General features: G+C 65.8%; 9 protein-coding genes and 1 pseudogene. 1 reads left to right on the top strand and 9 read right to left on the bottom strand.

The features are described 5' to 3' along the window. Window positions 1-180: 180 nt before the first annotated feature. The 6 genes from LV28_RS25535 to hpaH all read right to left on the bottom strand — a co-directional run bounded on the left by LV28_RS25535 (window position 181) and on the right by hpaH (window position 6,304). Window positions 181-1,170, bottom strand: coding sequence for a 2-dehydropantoate 2-reductase (locus LV28_RS25535; protein WP_025250174.1), 990 nt, complete (start codon window positions 1,168-1,170; stop codon window positions 181-183). A gap of 63 nt (window positions 1,171-1,233) precedes the next feature. Next, the gene (locus LV28_RS25530) at window positions 1,234-2,184 is read right to left on the bottom strand and encodes a fumarylacetoacetate hydrolase family protein (RefSeq protein WP_023593808.1); all 951 of its coding nucleotides are present in this window, start codon (window positions 2,182-2,184) and stop codon (window positions 1,234-1,236) included. An 11-nt stretch (window positions 2,185-2,195) separates the two neighbouring features. Next, window positions 2,196-3,059 carry a DODA-type extradiol aromatic ring-opening family dioxygenase gene (locus LV28_RS25525; protein WP_023593807.1) on the bottom strand — a complete coding sequence of 288 codons (864 nt, stop codon included), beginning with the start codon at window positions 3,057-3,059 and terminating at the stop codon, window positions 2,196-2,198. A gap of 41 nt (window positions 3,060-3,100) precedes the next feature. Beyond that, on the bottom strand, window positions 3,101-4,576 hold the full coding sequence (locus tag LV28_RS25520; RefSeq protein ID WP_023593806.1) for an aldehyde dehydrogenase family protein: 1,476 nt from the start codon (window positions 4,574-4,576) through the stop codon (window positions 3,101-3,103). 70 nt (window positions 4,577-4,646) lie between these two features. Continuing rightward, window positions 4,647-5,429: a 4-hydroxy-2-oxoheptanedioate aldolase gene (hpaI, locus tag LV28_RS25515; RefSeq protein WP_038619136.1), complete on the bottom strand. Its 783-nt coding sequence runs from the start codon at window positions 5,427-5,429 to the stop codon at window positions 4,647-4,649. Between the two features lie 65 nt (window positions 5,430-5,494). Further along, window positions 5,495-6,304, bottom strand: coding sequence for a 2-oxo-hept-4-ene-1,7-dioate hydratase (gene hpaH / locus LV28_RS25510; protein WP_025250169.1), 810 nt, complete (start codon window positions 6,302-6,304; stop codon window positions 5,495-5,497). A 526-nt stretch (window positions 6,305-6,830) separates the two neighbouring features. Between hpaH and LV28_RS25505 the strand changes: the two genes are divergently transcribed. Further along, entirely contained in the window at window positions 6,831-9,005 is a 2,175-nt protein-coding gene (locus tag LV28_RS25505; protein WP_031627035.1) for a TonB-dependent receptor family protein, read from the top strand. A gap of 58 nt (window positions 9,006-9,063) precedes the next feature. Here the strand turns inward: LV28_RS25505 and LV28_RS25500 are convergent, their stop codons facing one another. From LV28_RS25500 to LV28_RS49560, 3 genes and pseudogenes are all read right to left on the bottom strand, one after another. Further along, complete coding sequence (locus LV28_RS25500) at window positions 9,064-15,372, bottom strand: YadA-like family protein (RefSeq protein WP_058371616.1); 6,309 nt, start codon at window positions 15,370-15,372, stop codon at window positions 9,064-9,066. Continuing rightward, window positions 15,369-17,414: a hypothetical protein gene (locus LV28_RS25495; RefSeq protein ID WP_058371615.1), complete on the bottom strand. Its 2,046-nt coding sequence runs from the start codon at window positions 17,412-17,414 to the stop codon at window positions 15,369-15,371. Before LV28_RS25495 ends, LV28_RS25500 begins: the two co-directional genes overlap by 4 nt. Window positions 17,415-17,531: 117 nt before the next feature. Next, window positions 17,532-17,651 (bottom strand): annotated as a pseudogene (locus tag LV28_RS49560) (ESPR domain-containing protein); the annotation flags it as partial. Between the last annotated feature and the right edge of the window lie 242 nt (window positions 17,652-17,893).

Genomic DNA, 17,893 nt, shown 5'->3' with positions numbered 1-17,893 from the left:
GCCGCGATATGCCGCGAAATGCAGCGATGTGCCGGCAGCGGCAGAACCGTCAGGCCAGTGGTTCGTCGGGTCATGGGATGTCCAGGCCGATCGATCGCAGTCCGTGTCGAAAAAGCACAAGGGGCGCCGAGGCGCCCCTTGTTTTCGATGCGCCGGATGCGGTGCGATCCGGCGAAACGCTCACTGCGGGTACAACCCGTGCACGCGCCCGAACAGGCGCGTGAGACCGAGCAGCGCATCGATGTTCGGTGTCGCCACGTTCACACGCTCGCCGATTTCGCGCACCACGCTCACCAGGGCGTCGAGTTCGATGGGACGATGCGCTTCCACGTCCTGCAGCATCGACGTCTTGAATGCGCCGAGTTTGGCCGTCACTTCGTGACGATCTTCCGGCGATTGGTCGATGACGCAGCCGATCTTCGCGCCGATCGCCGCCGCCTCGCGCATGGCCGACGAGCAGAATGCGCGCACGAGCGGGTCGTCCAGCAGCCGGTCGATCGTGGCGCCGGTGATGGCAGACACGGGGTTCATCGTGAGGTTGCCCCAAAGCTTGTACCAGATATCGAGCCGCACGTTCTCCGAGGCTTTCACTTCGAAACCTGCGCGCGCGAGCACGCCGGCCAGGCGCTGCACACGCTCGCTGGTGCCGCCACCCGGCTCGCCGACGATGAGCCCGCGCCCCATCCTGTGATCGACCAGCCCCGGCTCGGGCGTTGCCGCGCTCGCGTGCACCACGCAGCCGATCACGCTCGCCATCGGAATGGCAGCACCGATCGCCCCGTCCGGATCCACGCTGGCAAGGGGTGCGTCGCCGAACGGCGCCACCCCGTGGCAGAACCACCACGGCACGCCATTCATCGCCGGCAGCACCATGGTCTGCGTTCCGATGAGCGGCGCCATCGACGCGGCGACCTGCGCGAGCGCGGGCCCCTTGACCGCGATGATCACCAGATCCTGCACGCCGAGCTTCGCGGCATCGTCGAGCGCGTGCGCGGCTGCCACCGGCGCGGCGGTCAGCGCGTCGCCCTGTTTCACCCGCCAGCCGCGCTCGCGCAGCGCCGCCAGTGTCGCGCCGCGCGCCAGCGCGCTGACCTGCGCCTCGCCCGCGGCGGCGAGCTTCGTGCCGAGCAAGCCGCCAATGGCGCCCGCGCCAATGATCGTCACCTTCATCCGTTCACTCCTGTCTTTTGATGCATTCCCGTGGCGCCGCGCATTCCGTTCGCGCCGCTCGCCTCACCCCGGCTGCCTCGCGGCAAGCCGGTAGTTTTCCTTGAACCGCTCCGGCACCCGCTCGTCGAATCCCAGCGCCACGCGGCGCACTTCGGGGCTGTCGCCCGGCGCGTGCCCCACTCCCAGCGCCGCCGCGCGCGGCGCCTCGATCCGGACCACGGCCCCCGAGAGGCGTCCCAGTCCGGTGATCTCGCATTCCACGAGGTCGCCCGCATCCACCGAGCGCGAGTGGCACGGCGTGCCCATCAGGATCACGTCGCCGGGCACCAGCGTGATGTGCCGCGCAATGTCCGCGATCACGTAATGCGGCCCCCAGATCGTCTCGTCGCCGATGTGCGCCTCCTGCACCACCCGACCGTTGCGATAGGTGCGCAACGTCTGCTCGAACAGGTTCACGCCACGCACGATGCCCGGTCCGATGGGCAGCAGCGTATCCGCGCCCTTGACCCGCAGCATCGAGCCCTGGTCCGTGTCGCGGAAGTCTTGCAGCCCCATGTCGAGCGCCGGACAGAATCCCTCGATGTAGTCCCATGCCTCGTCGGGCAACACATTGCGGCACGTGCGCCCGATCACCACGGCGTACTCGCCTTCGTAATTCAGATAGCGACAGTCCGCCGGTTTGAGAATCTGCCCGCCGTGCCCGTTGAGCGAAGTCGGCGGCTTGGTGAAATACGTCGGGGTGTCGGTCGGCCTGGGCTTGTTGCGCGTCTCCATGCTACGCGAGCGATAGGAGATATGCACGGCGATGATTTTCGAGGGGTCCACCGGCGGCAGGTGCGCGACCGTCTGCGGGTCGACGATGCGCCCGTCGTCGAGCCGCAGAAGTCCGTGCTGCGCGCCGTCCTCGATCAGGGTGCCCCAGAAGGCGCTCCCGCCCAGCAGCACGCGTCGGCGCTCGACGCGCGGCCCCCGCATCACGGCAGGTAACTCACGCAACGGAAATTCGAAATCCATGGATGGCCTCGTCAGATGGTGTCGAACCAGATGTGCACGTTGCCCGTGCCGCGCGCGTTCTCGTAGTCGGAGAGCACCGTACCGGCGCTGCGGCAGGCCTCCCCGCCCAGCGCCCCGACCATCTGGAGATAGTGCGCGCCGTGCGCCTCCCACGGGCGCTTGCGGTAGTCCTCGTCCCAATCGGCGAGAATCCGGTCATGGCGTCCCTCGCGCATTGCGGCGATTGCGCGCTTGTCGCTCTCGATGTTCTCCGGACGCGACACGTTGCTTTCGTGAAAAATGCGCGGATGATTCGGTTTCCAGTCGATGCCGTTGAACCTGTGGCTCAGCGCGCCCGAGGCAAGCATCACCACCCGCAGCGGGCTGCGGCGAATGGCTTCGCCGATCACCTCGCCCGATTGCAGGAAGTGCTGCGTCTCGCAGTTCTGGCACGAACTCACGGTGACGATCGGCCAGGCGTCCAGACGCATCTGCCTGATCACGTTGATCGTCGGGTAATGGCGCGGCAGGTCCGGGTGCTGCACCGCGCGCGCACGCACCCCGCGCTCGCGGGCGACGGCCTCCACGGTCAGCGCCAGCTCCGGATGGCCGCGATAGTCGTAAGGCACGCCATGCAGGTACCACGGCATCTCGTCGGAGATGTACATGCCGGCGTAATGCGCGCCGCCGTCGATCAGGTGATAGCCCGTGGTGAACCAGTGCGAATCGAAGATCACGATGACGTCCGGGCGCGCCGCCACGATACGCTCGCGCACACGCGCGTACCCGGCAATCAGGTCCGAATCCGCCCCCGCGCCCTGCAACACGCGGAATTCCTCACACTGCATCAGGCCGGGGTGGTGCGACACCAGCGCCGCGCCGACGATCTGTCCCATGCTGCTCTCCTCTCGTCTCGTTGTCTTGTCGTGTGCGGCGCTCAGCGATGGCTGAAGCTCGCCTTGAACGGTTGCCTGGGCACTACGACGTCCTTCACGTCGCAGAAGAATTCGAAGCTCCAGTCCCCCCCTTCGCGGCCGATGCCCGAACGCTTGATGCCGCCGAACGGCGCGGCCAGATCGCGAATGCCGAAGCTGTTGATCCAGATGAAGCCCGTGCGCACGCGTTGCGCGATCGCCATGGCGTGTGCCTCTTCGCCGTAGCACACGCCGCCCAGGCCGTAATCGGTGCCGTTGGCCATGTCGACCACCTCATCGTCGCTGGCGAAGGTCTGCAGGGTGAGCACGGGCCCGAACACTTCCTGCTGCACGATCTCGTCCTGCTGATGCAGATCGGTGAGCAGCGTCGGTGCGAAGTACTGTTCGCCGTAGGGGTGCCGCGCGCCGCCCCACAGTACCCGCGCGCCGCCCGCGACGGCCCGTTCGACGAAGCCCTGCACGCGCTCCAGTTGCCGCATGTGGATGATTGGCCCGACTTCGGTCGTGGCGTCGCGCGGATCGCCCACCACCAGACGCTCGACGATCTGGCGCAATTTCTCGATGAAGGCCGGCGCGATGTCGGCGTGAACCAGCAGCCGCGTGCCGGCCAGGCACACCTGTCCGGCATTGCGATACATCAGTGCGGCCGTCGCGGCCGCCGCATCGAGATCGGCGTCCGCCAGCACGATGAACGCCGACTTTCCGCCAAGTTCCAGGCTGCACGGCACGAGATTCTCCGCCGCCGTCTTCGCGATCCATTTCGCGGTGGCGACCGAGCCCGTGAAGGAGATGCGCGCCAGCCGGGCATCGCTCACGAGCGCCGCGCCAGTCAGCGCGCCCGCGCCCTGCAACAGGTTGAACACGCCCGGGGGCAATCCCGCCTCCTGCGCACAGTCGGCAAGCAGCGACGACGTGAGCGGCGCCCATTCGGGCGCCTTCAGCACGACGGTGTTGCCTGCCGCCAGGGCCGGACCGATCTTCCACGTCGCGAGCAGCAGCGGCGAATTCCACGGCGTGATCACGGCAACGACACCCGCCGGATCGTGGCGCACCCAATGGCGGGCCTGCGGCGTGTCGATCGTCCGGTCCTGCAACGACAGCGCATGCTCGGCGAACCACGCAATGTTCTGCATGGCGCGCGGCACGACGCCATGCGCCATGCGCGAGCGCAACACGCCGGCATCATGGCTCTCGAGCGTGGCGAACGCGTCGGCGCGGCGACCGATCGCCTCGGCAAAGCGCCGAAGGAACGGCAGTCGTCCCTCGGCCCCGAGCGCCGCCCATGCGGGAAACGCCAGCGAGGCCGACGTCACCGCCGCATCGACATGCGCCTGAGCGCCGCTCGAGATGTCGCCGAGATGGCGCTGGTCGATCGGGGAAACGCAGGCGAACGTGTCGTCGGACGCCACGCGGCGGCCATCGATATAGTGGTCCGGCGACACGGATACGCCGGCGACGTCAATACGGGAAGCACTCATGCCATCTCTCGTTGGGAAGGGGGCGAGGCGCGCACCGCGGTCGCGCGCCCGAAGGACAATGGCGATACGCTCAGTCGCCGCGCGAGCCGGGGGCGAATTTCATGGCCAGCGCGCGACTGGCGCTCGCGAGCAGGGTCGTGTCGATGCCGACGGCCATGAAGGTCACGCCTGCATCGAGGTAATGGCGCGCCAGCGTCTCGTCGACGCATAGAATGCCTGCCGCCTTGCCAGCGCGGCGGATGCGCGAGACGCCGTCCTCGATGGCCTTGCGCACCTCGGGGTGCGTGGCCTGACCGAGATATCCCATCGACGCGGCAAGATCGGCCGGGCCGATGAACACGCCGTCCACGCCGTCCACCGCGGCGATGGCATCCACCTGCGCAAGCGCGTCGGCCGTCTCCACCTGCACGAGCAGGCACGTGGTGTCGTTCGCCGCGTGCAGATAATCCTCATAGCGGTTCCAGCGCGACGAGCGCGCCAGACCGCTGCCCACGCCGCGAACGCCGTGCGGCGGATAGCGCGTGGCGCTCACGAGGGCGCGCGCCATTTGCGCCGACTCGACCATCGGCACGAGCAGCGTCGTCGCGCCGATCTCCAGCACCTGCTTGATGAGCGTGGCATCGCCGTGCGGCAGGCGCACCACCGGATGCGAAGGGTAAGGCGCCATCGCCTGCAACGTCGCGAGCATGGTGCGAAGGTCGTTGGGCGCGTGTTCGCCGTCGATCACCAGCCAGTCGAAGCCGCTGCCCGCGCAGAGCTCCGCGGCGTAGGGCGTGGCGAGTCCCATCCACAGGCCGATCTGGCGCTCGCCGCGGGCGAGGGCCTGCTTGAAGGGATTCGGAGGCGTTTTCATGTCGTCGGGCTCCGTGAGAGGTGACGGGAAGACGTGGGGGAACAAGCCGGTGCAGACGCGCAGGCTCAGACGAAGCGCACGCCGATCGCGCCGAGCGGGCCGTAGTCGGCATGGAAGACGTCACCGGCGACGCAGGCCACCGGTCGCGTGAACGAGCCCGCGAGCACGATCTCGCCGGCCTGCAGGCCTTCGTCGAAGGCGCCCAGCTTGTTGGCCAGCCAGGCGATGCCGTTACCGGGATGATTGAGCACCGCCGCGCTCAGCCCCGACTCTTCGATCACGCCGTTGCGATAGAGCAGCGCGCCCGCCCATCGCAGGTCGATGGCGTCCGGCTTCACCGGGCGTCCGCCCAGGATCACGGCGGCATTCGCGGCGTTGTCGGCAATCGTGTCGAACACTTTGCGCGGCGCTTTCGTCTCGCGATCGAACAGCTCGATGCGGCCATCGATCAGCTCCAGCGCGGGCGTGACCCACGCGGTGGCGTCGAGCACGTCGAAGAGTGTCACGCCCGGGCCCTTGAGCGGCTTGGCCAGAATGAACGCCAGCTCCACTTCGAGACGCGGCACGATGAAGCGCGACGCCTCGAGCGTGGCGCCGTCGGCCACGAGCATGTCGTCGAGCAGCGTGCCGTGATCGGGTTCGGTGATCTGCGCCGCCACCTGCATGGCGCGCGAGGTCAGCCCGATCTTGTGGCCGATCGTCCGCCGCCCCTGCGCGAACTTCAGCGCCAGCCAAGCCTGCGCGATCGCGTAGCTGTCGGCGATGGTCATCTCGGGGTAGCGACGGGAAAATTGCATCACCGGCGTGCGGGTGCGCTCGGCCTCGTGCAGCTCGCGGGCGAGGGCCTGGTGAGTCGAGGCGTCGAGCCTGGGCATCGCGTTGTCTCCATGGCGCCGCCCGGCGCGGGCGACGCGTCTTGTCCGTAGTCAGCCTCTATTCTTGCGGCCGCGCCGCTTCATCCACAATCAATCGATTCTGGGCGATTGATTAGCAAAACTGGATAATCCGCCATCGCGGGCGGCAACTGGCGCCGTAGCGGCCCTCGGCGACCCGCCGGAGCGTACGCGGTGCCGCACGCCCCGACCGCCCCCCTTCGGCCGATGTGCCGCCTGTTCGCCGCCACTCCCCCACCGATGGCCCGTCCGGCATTCCGTCGCATTACGTCGCATTCCGTCGCATTCCATCGGATCCGGCCCGCGACATGTCGCTTGGCCGCCACGCTCAATCATCCGTTGAGAACACAAGGCAGAAATGAGAGTGATTTGCATTTATAATTCGCCTCGCTTTATTACATGGCATTACAGGCCGCGCAGGCCGCCCGAACCCAAAATCTGACGCCGTGGCCCATGGCTTGCGCCTGCGGCCGCGCTCCACACACTCTCGCAGTCACGAAGGTCAACGATGAAGATGTCCGCAAGTCGCCGTGCTTCCCAAGCATCCCACGCTGCTCATGCTTCCCGCGGTGCCCTCGGCGCCCTCACGTTGCTCGCCGGCGCCGCCGCGCTGCTCGTGGGTACGCCCGGCACGGCGCATGCGCAACCGGCCAGCGCCGCGGGTGTCCCGGCCAGCGCCCCCGAAGCGAAGGCCGACGTCGAACTCGGCGCGGTGAACGTGTCGGGCGACTGGCTCGGCACCGGACTGGACAACAGCGCCAAGACGTTCCCTGGCGCGCGCACGGTCGTGAAGAAGCAGGACATCGAGGCCTCGGGTGCCGCGAGCATCGGCGACGTGATGCGGCGCATTCCCGGCGTGCAGTCCACCGACAATTCCAGCACTGCCGGCAGCGCGATCTCCCTGAACATTGGCGTGCGCGGCCTGACCGGGCGCTTCTCGCCGCGCTCGACCGTACTGCTCGACGGCATTCCGCTCGCCGTCGCCCCTTACGGTCAGCCGCAGCTGTCGTTCGCGCCGGTGAGCCTTTTCAACATCGAGAGCATCGACGTGGTGCGCAGCGGCGGCGCCGTGCGCTACGGCCCGCAGAACGTGGGCGGCGTGATCAACTTCAAGACGCGCTCGATCCCCAACAAGCCGGGGCTGAGCGCCGATGCGACCGTACGTCAGAACATGTACACCTCCGGCGGCGGCGCCAACACGCAGTACGGCGTATTCCTGGGCACGCAGATGGACAACGGCCTGGGCCTCGCGCTGCTGTATTCGGGCATGGCGGGGCGCGACTGGCGCAAGGGCAGCGACGAGCACGTGAACGATCTGGCGTTGAAATGGCGCTACGACATCACGCCGAGCCAGCAGGTGTACGGCAAGGTTTCGTACTTCGACGCCAAGTCGAGGACGCCCGGCGGACTGACCGCCGCGCAATACGACGCCGACCCGTTCCAGAACACGCGGCCGAACGACTACTGGAGCGGCAACCGCACCGGCCTCGACTTCGGCTATCTGAACACGATCTCCGAGACGCAGGAGTTCGAGATCCGCACGTTCTACAACGAGAGCTATCGCCAGAGTACGCTGACCAGCCCCACGTCGTCGCTCACGCTCATGCACCAGCCGCGCAATTACCAGACGTTCGGCGTCGAGCCGCGCTTCACGCAGCGCCTGTTCGTCGGCCCGACCGCGCACGACGTGACCGTGGGCTACCGCTTCATTCGCGAACGCGGCGACGACAACAGCTGGAGCACGAACCTCGCGACCGGGCGCAATACCGCCACGCAAACGTTCTACAACTACACGAGCGCCAACGCCTTCTACCTGGACGACCGCATGGCCTGGGGCAACTGGCGCTTCACGCCGGGTGTGCGTTACGAAATGATCCGCTCGCAGCGGGTGGACAAGACCTCGGGGGCCACTTACCGTACCGACAACAACAAGCCGCTGCCGTCGGTCAATCTGTCGTATCTGGTCAACAGCGCATGGACGATCTTCGCCGACTACAGCACGTCATTCGGTCCGGTGCAGAACACGCAGCTCAATTCGATGTCGGCATCGAACCCGCTGCAGCCGGAAGTGGCGCGCACGTATGAAATCGGCACGCGCTGGACGGACGCGCGCTGGAAGGCCGAACTGACAGCGTTCAAGATGAAGTTCGACAACCAGATTCTGCAGGTGCCCGGCGTGAGCCCGGCCACGTTCCAGAACATCGGCGCGACGAACCACGACGGTGTCGAAACCGCCGTCGACTACACGTTCGATCGCGACAGCGCCCTGCGCGGCCTGAACCTCTACGCCAACTTCACGTACGTGCGCGCCATCCAGAAGTCGGGCGCGACCGCCGGCCTCGACGTGCCGTTCTACTCGCGCTTCACCGATACGCTGGGCGCGCGTTACACCGTCGGCCAATGGACATTCAACGTCTCGACCACGCATCAGAGCTCGCAGTACTCGGATCTGGCGAACACCGAGGCGCCCTCCGCCGACGGCATGAACGGCAAGGTGCCCGGCTATCGCACCTGGAACCTGCAAGCGATGTACAAGCTGCCGTTCTACAAGAATGCCGACGTGACGGTGGGCGTGAACAACGTGTTCGACAAGCGCTTCTACACGCGCAACACCGACCAGAACGGCGGCATCATGGTCGGTGCGCCGCGCATGGTCTACGTGCAGGGGCACTTCGGATTCTGAGCGCCGCCGCCGGGATTTCGCCGGCGCCGGGCAACGACCGCCGGCTGGCAGCGGCACGTCACCATTGATATGAGACACCGGCAGCGTAGGTATTGCCCTGACCGCTGATTCCCACGCCGAGCCGGGCCTTCAGATTGTCGGTAAAGCGTACCGAAGCGCCGATCGAGGTCGCCGCCCGCCCCTGGAAAGTCGCGGTGCCCACGCCCAACGCAACGCGCTTTCCCGGGTCCACTTCCGGAATCATCGCGAGCGCCGTGGCGGCCGCGATTCCCGAATAGGCGCGCTTGGCGACCTGATCGATGCCCGCCTGCATGCCTGCGAGTTGTCCCACGGTTGCCGCATCGGTCGGTCGCCGGCCCGGGGCCAGGTGGGTCAGCCGCCGCTCGGTGCCCGGCGCCCCGATGGAGACCGTCCCCGGCTCCGACGCGACGGCGTTGGCGCCGATCGCGACGGCATTCGCACCCGAGGCCATGGCGCCCTCGCCCAGGGCGACGGCCCCGGCCTGCGTCGCGGCCGCCGCGTGACCGATGGCGGTGGCATTCATCCCTGAAGCCTTCGCGCTTTCCCCGAGCGCGACGCTGCTTTCGCCGCTTGCGGCGGCGTCGATGCCGATGGCCGTCGCACGCTTGCCCGAAGCGCCCTCCCCGCGCAGGTTGCCCTTCGGCGCGCCATTGTCGTTCACCCCGACGTACGACACGCTCGCCGGCGCAGGCTGCGGCGCGGGCGCACCGAGCATCCGGCGGGTCGATGCCTTGACCATCGACTCCACCGGCACCGCAGGCACCCCAGCCTCGCCCGGCGCGACCGGGGACGACGACGCCTCCGTGCCCTCGCCCAGGCGCGACGCCAGCCGACTCACCGCGCTGAGCGCGTCGCTGATGCCGGTCGACGCGGCGGTCGAGAGCGACGTGACGCGGCTGTCCGTCGCCTGCAACTGGCTCACGTTGACGGCGTCAGTCCCTGCAACACCGGCGGCGAGATTGCCGAGCACGACGCCACTGTGCGCATCCGCCCCACCGAGCGTCACGCGCGCATGCATCGGATCGTCGTACCGCACCGCCTGACTGCCCGACGGCGACATCGAAGCGAGCTTGCTCAGTCCCGTCGACAGTGAACTCACGTGGCTGTTGGTCTCGCTCAGTTGCCCATAGTTGACGGCGTCGGCCGGACGCTTACCGTCGGCCAGATTGGTCAGGGTCACTGGGGCTGTCGCCCCGGTGCCGCCAAGGGTCAGTTGCGAGCGCGACGCGTCGTCATAGCGCGCGCTGTGCTCCACATCGCTCGCCAGCGACGTCAGCGCGCGCCGCGAGAGGTCCAGTCCCGTCGAGAGCGATCCCACGTTGCGATTGGTCTGACTCAACTGGGCGACGTTGACTGCATCGCCCGCCTCCACGCCATCGGCCACGTTGCGGACTCGCACGGCGCGCCGCGACACCGTATCGCCGAGCGTGAGCGTGTCGCGCGCCTGGCCGTCGTAGCCGACATAGTCGTCGGAGTTCGATTCCAGCGTCGTGAGGCGCTTCTCGGCCCGGGTCATCCCGGTCGAGAGCGAGCGCATGTGCTCGTGCGTGGCGAGCAACCCGGTCGAGAGCGCATCCACGCTGCGGTTGGTCGCACTCAGTTGCCGGAACGTCACGGCGTCGCTCGGCTTCGCGCCGTCGGCCAGGTTGGTCAACGTGACTGGTTTGGCGGTCACGGTGTCGCCGAGGGTGAGTGTCGAATGCGATGCGTCGTCGTAGAACACGCCATTGTCCGCCTCGCCCGCGAGCTTCTCGATCTTGCGCAATCCGGTCGAAAGCGAGCCTACCTGCCTGTCGATGCTCGTCGAGATCGATCCCATGTGGCTGTTGGTCGCACTCAGTTGGCCGAAGTTGACCGCCTCTCCCGCGTGTTCCCCATCGGCCACGTTATCGAGCGTGACCGGCGCGGGGGAGCCGTCGCTGTGCAGCGCGGCGCGTCCGCCCAGCAGCAGCTTCGGGTGCCGGACGTCGTGGCCGCTGCGCAATGCGGTGTCGGGCGTGATGAGCCCGGCCAGACCTGTCGACAGCGACGCCACGTCGCTGTTGGTCGCCGCGAGCTGACCGGCGTTGACGGCGTCGGTAGGGGCCACGCCGGCAGCAACGTTGGCCACCAGCACGGGGGTCTTGGTCAGACCGCCGAGCCGGAGTTTGGTGCGGTTCGGCGTGTCGTACTGCACCGCGACCGCCGCCTCGGAGACGAGCTTCTCGACGGTCCCGTCGACCGAGCCCAACGCCGAGGTGAGCGATCCCAGACTGTCCTCGAACGCTGTCATGCCCGTGGAGAGCTGCAGGACGTTGTTGTTGGTCGTGCTCAACTGACCGAAGTTGACGGCATCGAACCGGTGTGCGCCGTCGGCGACATTGGTCAGCGCGACCGGCGCCACGCCCGAATCGCCGAACGTCACCTTGTCGCGCCGGTCGCCGTCGTACACCACGCCGCTGCCGGTGCCGCTCGACAGGGAGGCCAGGGCCCTGAGTCCGGTCGACAGCGAATCCAGATGGGCGTCGACAGTCGCCGAGAACTGCGCGACGTGGTCATCGACAAGTGCGATTTGCGACGCCGACTGGTCATTTACGTCACTCAGCTGACGGAAGTTCACGGCGTCGCTGGCTTCGACGCCGTCGGCAACGTTGAGAATTCGCACCGAAGGCTTCGCCGTAGTGCCGCCGAGCGTCAGCGTGGCATGCGTCGTGTCGTCGTACAGCACGGCGCCAGTTTCGATCGCCCCAACGCTTTGCTGAATGTGGCCCAGGCCGGTCGAAAGCGAATCGACGCGCGCACCGACCGCGATCATGCCGGTCGACAGACTGCCGACATTGCTGTTGGTCGCGACCAATTGCCGGTAGGAAGCCACGTCATCGGGATTGAAGCCATCGGCGACATTGGTCAGTGTCACCGGTCCATCCGCGTTGTTCTCACCCGTGGTGGGTACGCCGCCGAGGATAAACGTCCTGTGTTTGCGCCCCTTGCCGGAACGCAACTGGACCGAAGGCACGATAAGGCTGGCCAGCCCGGTCGAGAGCGACGCCACATTACTGTTCGTGGCGCCGAGCTGCGCTACGTTCACCGCGTCATTCGGCCGGAGGCCCTCGGCCACGTTGCCAAGCGACACCGGGGTTTTCGACAGGCCGCCGAGCCGAAGCTTGGTCTTCGCCGCATTGTCGTACTGCACGGCGACCGCGATCTCCGAGACCAGCACGTCGACCGTGCTGTCAATCTCGCTCACCCCCGTGGAAAGCGAAGCAACGTTGGCCTCGAAGTTGGCCATGCCCGTGGACATTTGCATGACGTTACTGTTTGTCACGCTCAATTGCCTGACCGTGACGGCATCGGTCGCTTTCGTGCCGTCGGCCACATTGGACAGTGACACGGGCTTGGTCGCCCGCCTGCCGCCCAGGGTCACCTTCAATCGCCGCTCGTCATCGAACTGCACAAAGTTTTCGGTGGCGCTCGCCAGCTCGGCCATCTGGCTGAGGCCGGCGGAGAGTGACGTCAGCCCTTCCGTGAGCGCCATCGCACCCGTCGAGAGCGAATCGACATTGCTGACGAGATTGCCTGTGAGCGACGTAATGTGGCTATTTGTCGTGCTCAGTTGCCCGAAGGTCACCGCGTCGGTCGTGTTCTCGCCGTCGGCAAGATTGGTCAACTTCACCGGCTTCGCCTGCGCACCGCCCAGCGTCACGCGCTCGCGTGTCGTATCGTCGTATGTGATGGTATGCGGCATTCCGCTCGACAACAGGGCCAGATTGCTTTCCATCGTGCTCAATCCCGACGACAGCGAGCCGGCGTGGGTCTCAACGCTGGTCGAGAGCGAGAGTGCCCGGTTTTCAAAGCCCGTCGAGAGCGACGTCAGGCCTTGCGCAAGCGATACCACGCCCGTCGAGAGCGAATCGACGTGGCTGACGAGATTGCCCGTGAGCGACGTAATGTGGCTGTTTGTCGTGCTCAGTTGCCCGAAGGTCACCGCGTCGGTCGTGTTCTCGCCGTCGGCAAGATTGGTCAGCTTCACCGGCTTCGCCTGCGCACCGCCCAGCGTCACGCGCTCGCGTGTCGTATCGTCGTATGTGATGGTATGCGGCATTCCGCTCGACAACAGGGCCAGATTGCTTTCCATCGTGCTCAATCCCGACGACAGCGAGCCGGCGTGGGTCTCAACGCTGGTCGAGAGCGAGAGTGCCCTGTTTTCAAAGCCCGTCGAGAGCGACGTCAGGCCTTGCGCAAGCGATAACACGCCCGTCGAGAGCGAATCGACGTGGCTGACGAGATTGCCCGTGAGCGACGTAATGTGGCTGTTTGTCGTGCTCAGCTGCCCGAAGGTCACCGCGTCGGTGGTGCTCTCGCCGTCCGCAAGGTTGGTCAGCTTCACCGGCTTCGCCTGCGCGCCGCCCAGCGTTGCGCGCTCACGTGTCCCGTCGTCGTACGTGATGGCGTGCTCGATCCCACCCGACAACAACGCCAGATTGCTGCTCATCGTGCTCAATCCGGTCGACAGCGAACTCGCATGACTGTCAAAACTGGTCGAGAGCGACGTCATGCTTTCCGCCAGCGTCGCTGCACCCGTCGACAGCGAACTCGCGTGACTGTCAAAACTGGTCGAGAGTGACGTCAGACTCTCCGCAAGCGTCAATGCGCCATCAGCAAGTGTCGCCACCCCCGACGAGAGCGAACCGACGCGCCCATCGAGATCGCTCGCGGCTGATGCGATCTCACTTTTCGCCGCACTCAATTGTCCGAAAGTCACCGCGTCGGTCGTGCTCTCGCCGTCGGCAAGATTGGTCAGCTTCACCGGCTTCGCCTGCGCACCGCCCAGCGTTGCACGCTCGCGCGTCTCGTCGTCGTATGTGATGGCGTGCCCGATCCCACCCGACAACAACGCCAGATTGCTGCTCATCGTGCTCAATCCGGTCGACAACGAACTCGCGTGACTGTCAAAACTGGTCGAGAGCGACGTCATGCTTTCGGCCAGCGTCACCGCCCCCGTCGAGAGCGAACTCGCATGACTATCGAAGCTGGTCGAGAGCGACGTCAAACTCTCCGCGAGCGTCACCGCGCCTGTCGACAGCGAAACGGCATGGCTTTCGAAGCTGGTCGACAGTGACGTCACGCCCTCCGCAAACGTCGCCGCGCCTGTCGACAGCGAAACGACACGCCCTTCGAGATCGCTCGCGACCGACGCAATGTGACTGTTCGTCGCGCTCAATTGTCCGAAGGTCACCGCGTCGGTGGTGCTCTCGCCGTCGGCAAGATTGGTCAGCTTCACCGGCTTCGCCTGCGCACCGCCCAGCGTTGCGCGCTCACGTGTCTCGTCGTCGTACGTGATGGCGTGCTGAATCCCACCCGACAACAACGCCAGATTGCTGCTCATCGTGCTCAATCCGGTCGACAGCGAACTCGCGTGACTGTCAAAACTGGTCGAGAGCGACGTCAAACTCTCCGCGAGCGTCACCGCGCCTGTCGACAGCGAAACGGCATGGCTTTCGAAGCTGGTCGACAGCGAAACGACGCGCCCGTCGAGATCGCTCGCGAGCGATGCGATGTGGCTGTTTGTCGTGCTCAGTCCGGTCGAGACCGAACCGGCATGGCTGTCGAAACTGGTTGAGAGCGACGTCAGACTTTCCGCAAGCGTCAATGCACCGTCCGCAAGTGTCGCCACCCCCGACGAGAGTGAGCTGACGCGCCCGTCGAGGTCCCTCGTGAGCGATGCGATGTGGCTGTTCGTCGTGCTCAGTCCGGTCGAGACCGAACCGGCGTGGCTGTCGAAACTGGTCGAGAGCGACGTCAGACTCTCCGCAAGCGTCAATGCACCGTCCGCAAGTGTCGCCACCCCCGACGAGAGTGAGCTGACGCGCCCGTCGAGGTCCCTCGTGAGCGATGCGATGTGGCTGTTCGTCGTGCTCAGTCCGGTCGAGACCGAACCGGCGTGGCTGTCGAAACTGGTCGATAGCGACGTCAGACTCTCCGCAAGCGTCAATGCACCGTCGGCGAGTGTCGCCATGCCCGTCGATAGCGAACCGACGCGGCTGTCGAGATGGCTCGCGACGGATGCGACGTGACTTTTCGTCGCCCTCAATTGCCCGAAGGTGACGGCATCGGTGACGCTCTCGCCGTCAGCAAGATTGGTCAGCTTCACCGGCTTCGCCCCGACGCCGCCCAGCGTCGCCAGCTCGCGTGTCGTATCGTCGTACGTGATCGCATGCTGCGCCCCGCTCGACAGCAACGCCAGATTGCTCTGCGTCGTGCTCAAGCCGCTGGACAACGAGGTCACATCGCGAGTGGCGGCACTCAACTGACCGAAGTTGACGGCGTCGTTCTCCCTTTCCGCGTCGGCCACGTTGGTGAGTTTCACCGCGCCCTTGGAGACTCTTCCCCCAGCGTCACCGACGAATGTATGGCGTTGTCGTACTTCACGACATCGAGTACGTCGCCCTGCAGCTCCGCGATGTCGCTCAGTCCCGTCGAGAGCGAACTCACATGCCTGGACAAGGCCGCCATGCCGGTCGACAGCAATCCGACGTTACGGTTCGTCGCGCTCATCTGGCGCATGTTGACCGCATCCGTCGGATTCACGCCTTCCGCAACATTGGCCAATATCACCGGCTTCGTCGATACCAGATTCCCGAACGTCACCGATTCCTGCGTGTCGTCGTCGTACTGTACGGACGTTTCGATGCCCGCCGTCAAGGCAACCATCTTCCTGAGTCCGGTCGAGAGCGAACCAATCTTTTTTGTCGTCGCGGCGGCCCCTGACGAGAGCGAGTTTACATGGCTGTTGGTCTGACTCAATTGCCGCACGGTCACCGCGTCGCTCAGCCCGGTGCCGTCCGCCACGTTGGTCAGCGTCACCGGCTTCATCGAGAGCAGATTACCGAACGTGACCGACTCCTGATCGTCGTCGTCGTAATGCACGACATTGCTCATATCCGAGACCAGCGCGCTGATCTTGCCCATTCCCGTGGACAGTGAACTCATTCCCGTGGTCAGGAGCGCCGTGCTCGTCGAGAGCGATCTCACGCTTTTGGTGGTCACACTCAACTGCCCGACCGTCACCGCGTCGCTCGCGTCGACGCCGTCGGCCACGTTGGTCAGCTTGACCGGCGTGAGAGACAGCAGATGACCGAGCGTGACCGACGCCTGCGAATCGTCGTCGTAGAGCACCGCACCTCGGGCCTGACCGGCCAGCGCGCCGATCGTGCTCAGTCCGCTCGACAGCTCGCTCACCCCAGTGAACAGGGCACTCATGCCACTCGAGAGCGAATCCGCGCCGGTGGACAGCGACGCCACACGTCCGTCGGTGAGCTTCAACTGCCGGGTGGTGACCGCGTCGCTCGGCTCCATCCCGTCTGCCACATTGGTCAGTTTCACGGCCCTCGCGGATTGCGTGCGACCCAACGTGAGCTTTTCGTGAGTATCGTCGTCGTACCGCGCCATCCTTTCAAGGTCGGTCGCCAGCCCCATCGCCGTGTTCAGGCCGGTGGACAGCGAACTCATGTTCTGTGCCAGCAAATCGACGCCGGTCGATAACGAACGGACAGTACCGTTCGTGTTCAGGAGCTGCCGCAAATTGACGGCGTCGGTACCGTCCTGCGCATCGGCAACGTTGCGCACCAAAACGGGATGTCTCACGACGGCATCGCCAAGCGTCACGCTTTGACGCGCCGCGTCGTCGTAGTGCACGGTGTTTTCGAAGGCGACGATTGCCGGGCGTACTGCCGTCGACAGGGAGTTGATACCCGATGAGAGCGAAACAATATTCAGCTCGGCCGCAGTTTGGCCTGAGGACATTCGGATCTTGAATGTCGACAGATCGGTATTGACCTCCGAGAGCGCGCGATTGGTTGCGCTCAATTGCGAACCGTTGATGGCGTCGAGACTTGTCTCATTGATTCTGCCGGCAGCGACGTTGGTAATCGTGCGCGAATAGTCTGGCGTTCCGACGCTTACCGTTCCTTCCGGCGAGACGCCCGCGAAGGTGTAGGCCACGCCATTGATGTCAACGCCCTTTGTGCCTGCCGGGTCGGATGTCGTCGAATGCGCGCCAAGCGCCACAGACCACTTGGACGTGGCCTTCGACTGATACCCCAGTGCGAGGGACTGCTCCGCTTCCGCTTGCGCCCAATGGCCGACAGCGGCGGAAAAATCACCAACGGCTCTGGTACTCGCGCCGAGCCCCGTGCCGGCATGGCTGGCGAATGCGTGTGTGCCGATCGCGGTGTTCCACTTGTCATTCTTCCCTTTCTCGCCGGCCGCGGCATAGGCGCCCAGCGCGGTATCGAAGTTCGCCGTGGCGATTGAGTAGGCGCCAATCGCCACGGGCGCCTCATGCACATTCCAACCGGAGCACCCCTCCCCTTGCCCGGCGATCGCGTCCGTGCCGTAGGCGATCATCATCTTGAAAGTGTATTGACTGGGGCAACCCGTGCCCCCTCCATCGCTGAAGCCCGCGAAAGCGGGATTGCACAATGACGCCAGACAAAGCGCCGCCCCCCCGCACAGCAGCACACTCGCCCGCTTCAATGCCGCACCGCACCTCGACCTGCCTGCCTTGCCCTGCCCCGTGCAAATCTCCGCGACAGCAACCCAAGTGCCTGTCCTGCGACTGAAAACGAGACGATAAGTCTTGTGCATCATTCTCTCCATCAAGCTCGGACATCAACATCGCAGTTCGCTTGTCGATGCTGTCGATCGGGCCTGCATCGAGCTCGCTGGCGAACGCGTCCTGTTACCTCGGCGACTTCGGGGGGAGAATCCCCCGGCACCGATCACGAGTCATGATGAAAAGTTGACGAATGTCGCCGGGACGCGCCGAGGCACGCGCCGGCCGGCGGGTCGGGCCGACAGGCCCGCGCCGCAACGATAAGGAGGAAATG

Origin of the sequence: Pandoraea pnomenusa (genome assembly GCF_000767615.3) — a bacterium.
Taxonomy (GTDB): domain Bacteria; phylum Pseudomonadota; class Gammaproteobacteria; order Burkholderiales; family Burkholderiaceae; genus Pandoraea; species Pandoraea pnomenusa.
The sequence above is the reverse complement of the archived record's forward strand: the minus strand, read 5'-3'. Positions and strand labels throughout refer to the sequence as shown.

Excerpts from the sequence above, each read along its gene's own strand:
- LV28_RS25495 (WP_058371615.1), bottom strand. The coding sequence starts at position 17,414 with ATGATGATCGCCTACGGCACGGACGCGATCGCCGGGCAAGGGGAGGGG.
- LV28_RS25505 (WP_031627035.1), top strand. The coding sequence starts at position 6,831 with ATGAAGATGTCCGCAAGTCGCCGTGCTTCCCAAGCATCCCACGCTGCT.
- LV28_RS25525 (WP_023593807.1), bottom strand. The coding sequence starts at position 3,059 with ATGGGACAGATCGTCGGCGCGGCGCTGGTGTCGCACCACCCCGGCCTG.
- LV28_RS25535 (WP_025250174.1), bottom strand. The coding sequence starts at position 1,170 with ATGAAGGTGACGATCATTGGCGCGGGCGCCATTGGCGGCTTGCTCGGC.
- hpaH (WP_025250169.1), bottom strand. The coding sequence starts at position 6,304 with ATGCCCAGGCTCGACGCCTCGACTCACCAGGCCCTCGCCCGCGAGCTG.
- hpaI (WP_038619136.1), bottom strand. The coding sequence starts at position 5,429 with ATGAAAACGCCTCCGAATCCCTTCAAGCAGGCCCTCGCCCGCGGCGAG.
- LV28_RS25520 (WP_023593806.1), bottom strand. The coding sequence starts at position 4,576 with ATGAGTGCTTCCCGTATTGACGTCGCCGGCGTATCCGTGTCGCCGGAC.
- LV28_RS25530 (WP_023593808.1), bottom strand. The coding sequence starts at position 2,184 with ATGGATTTCGAATTTCCGTTGCGTGAGTTACCTGCCGTGATGCGGGGG.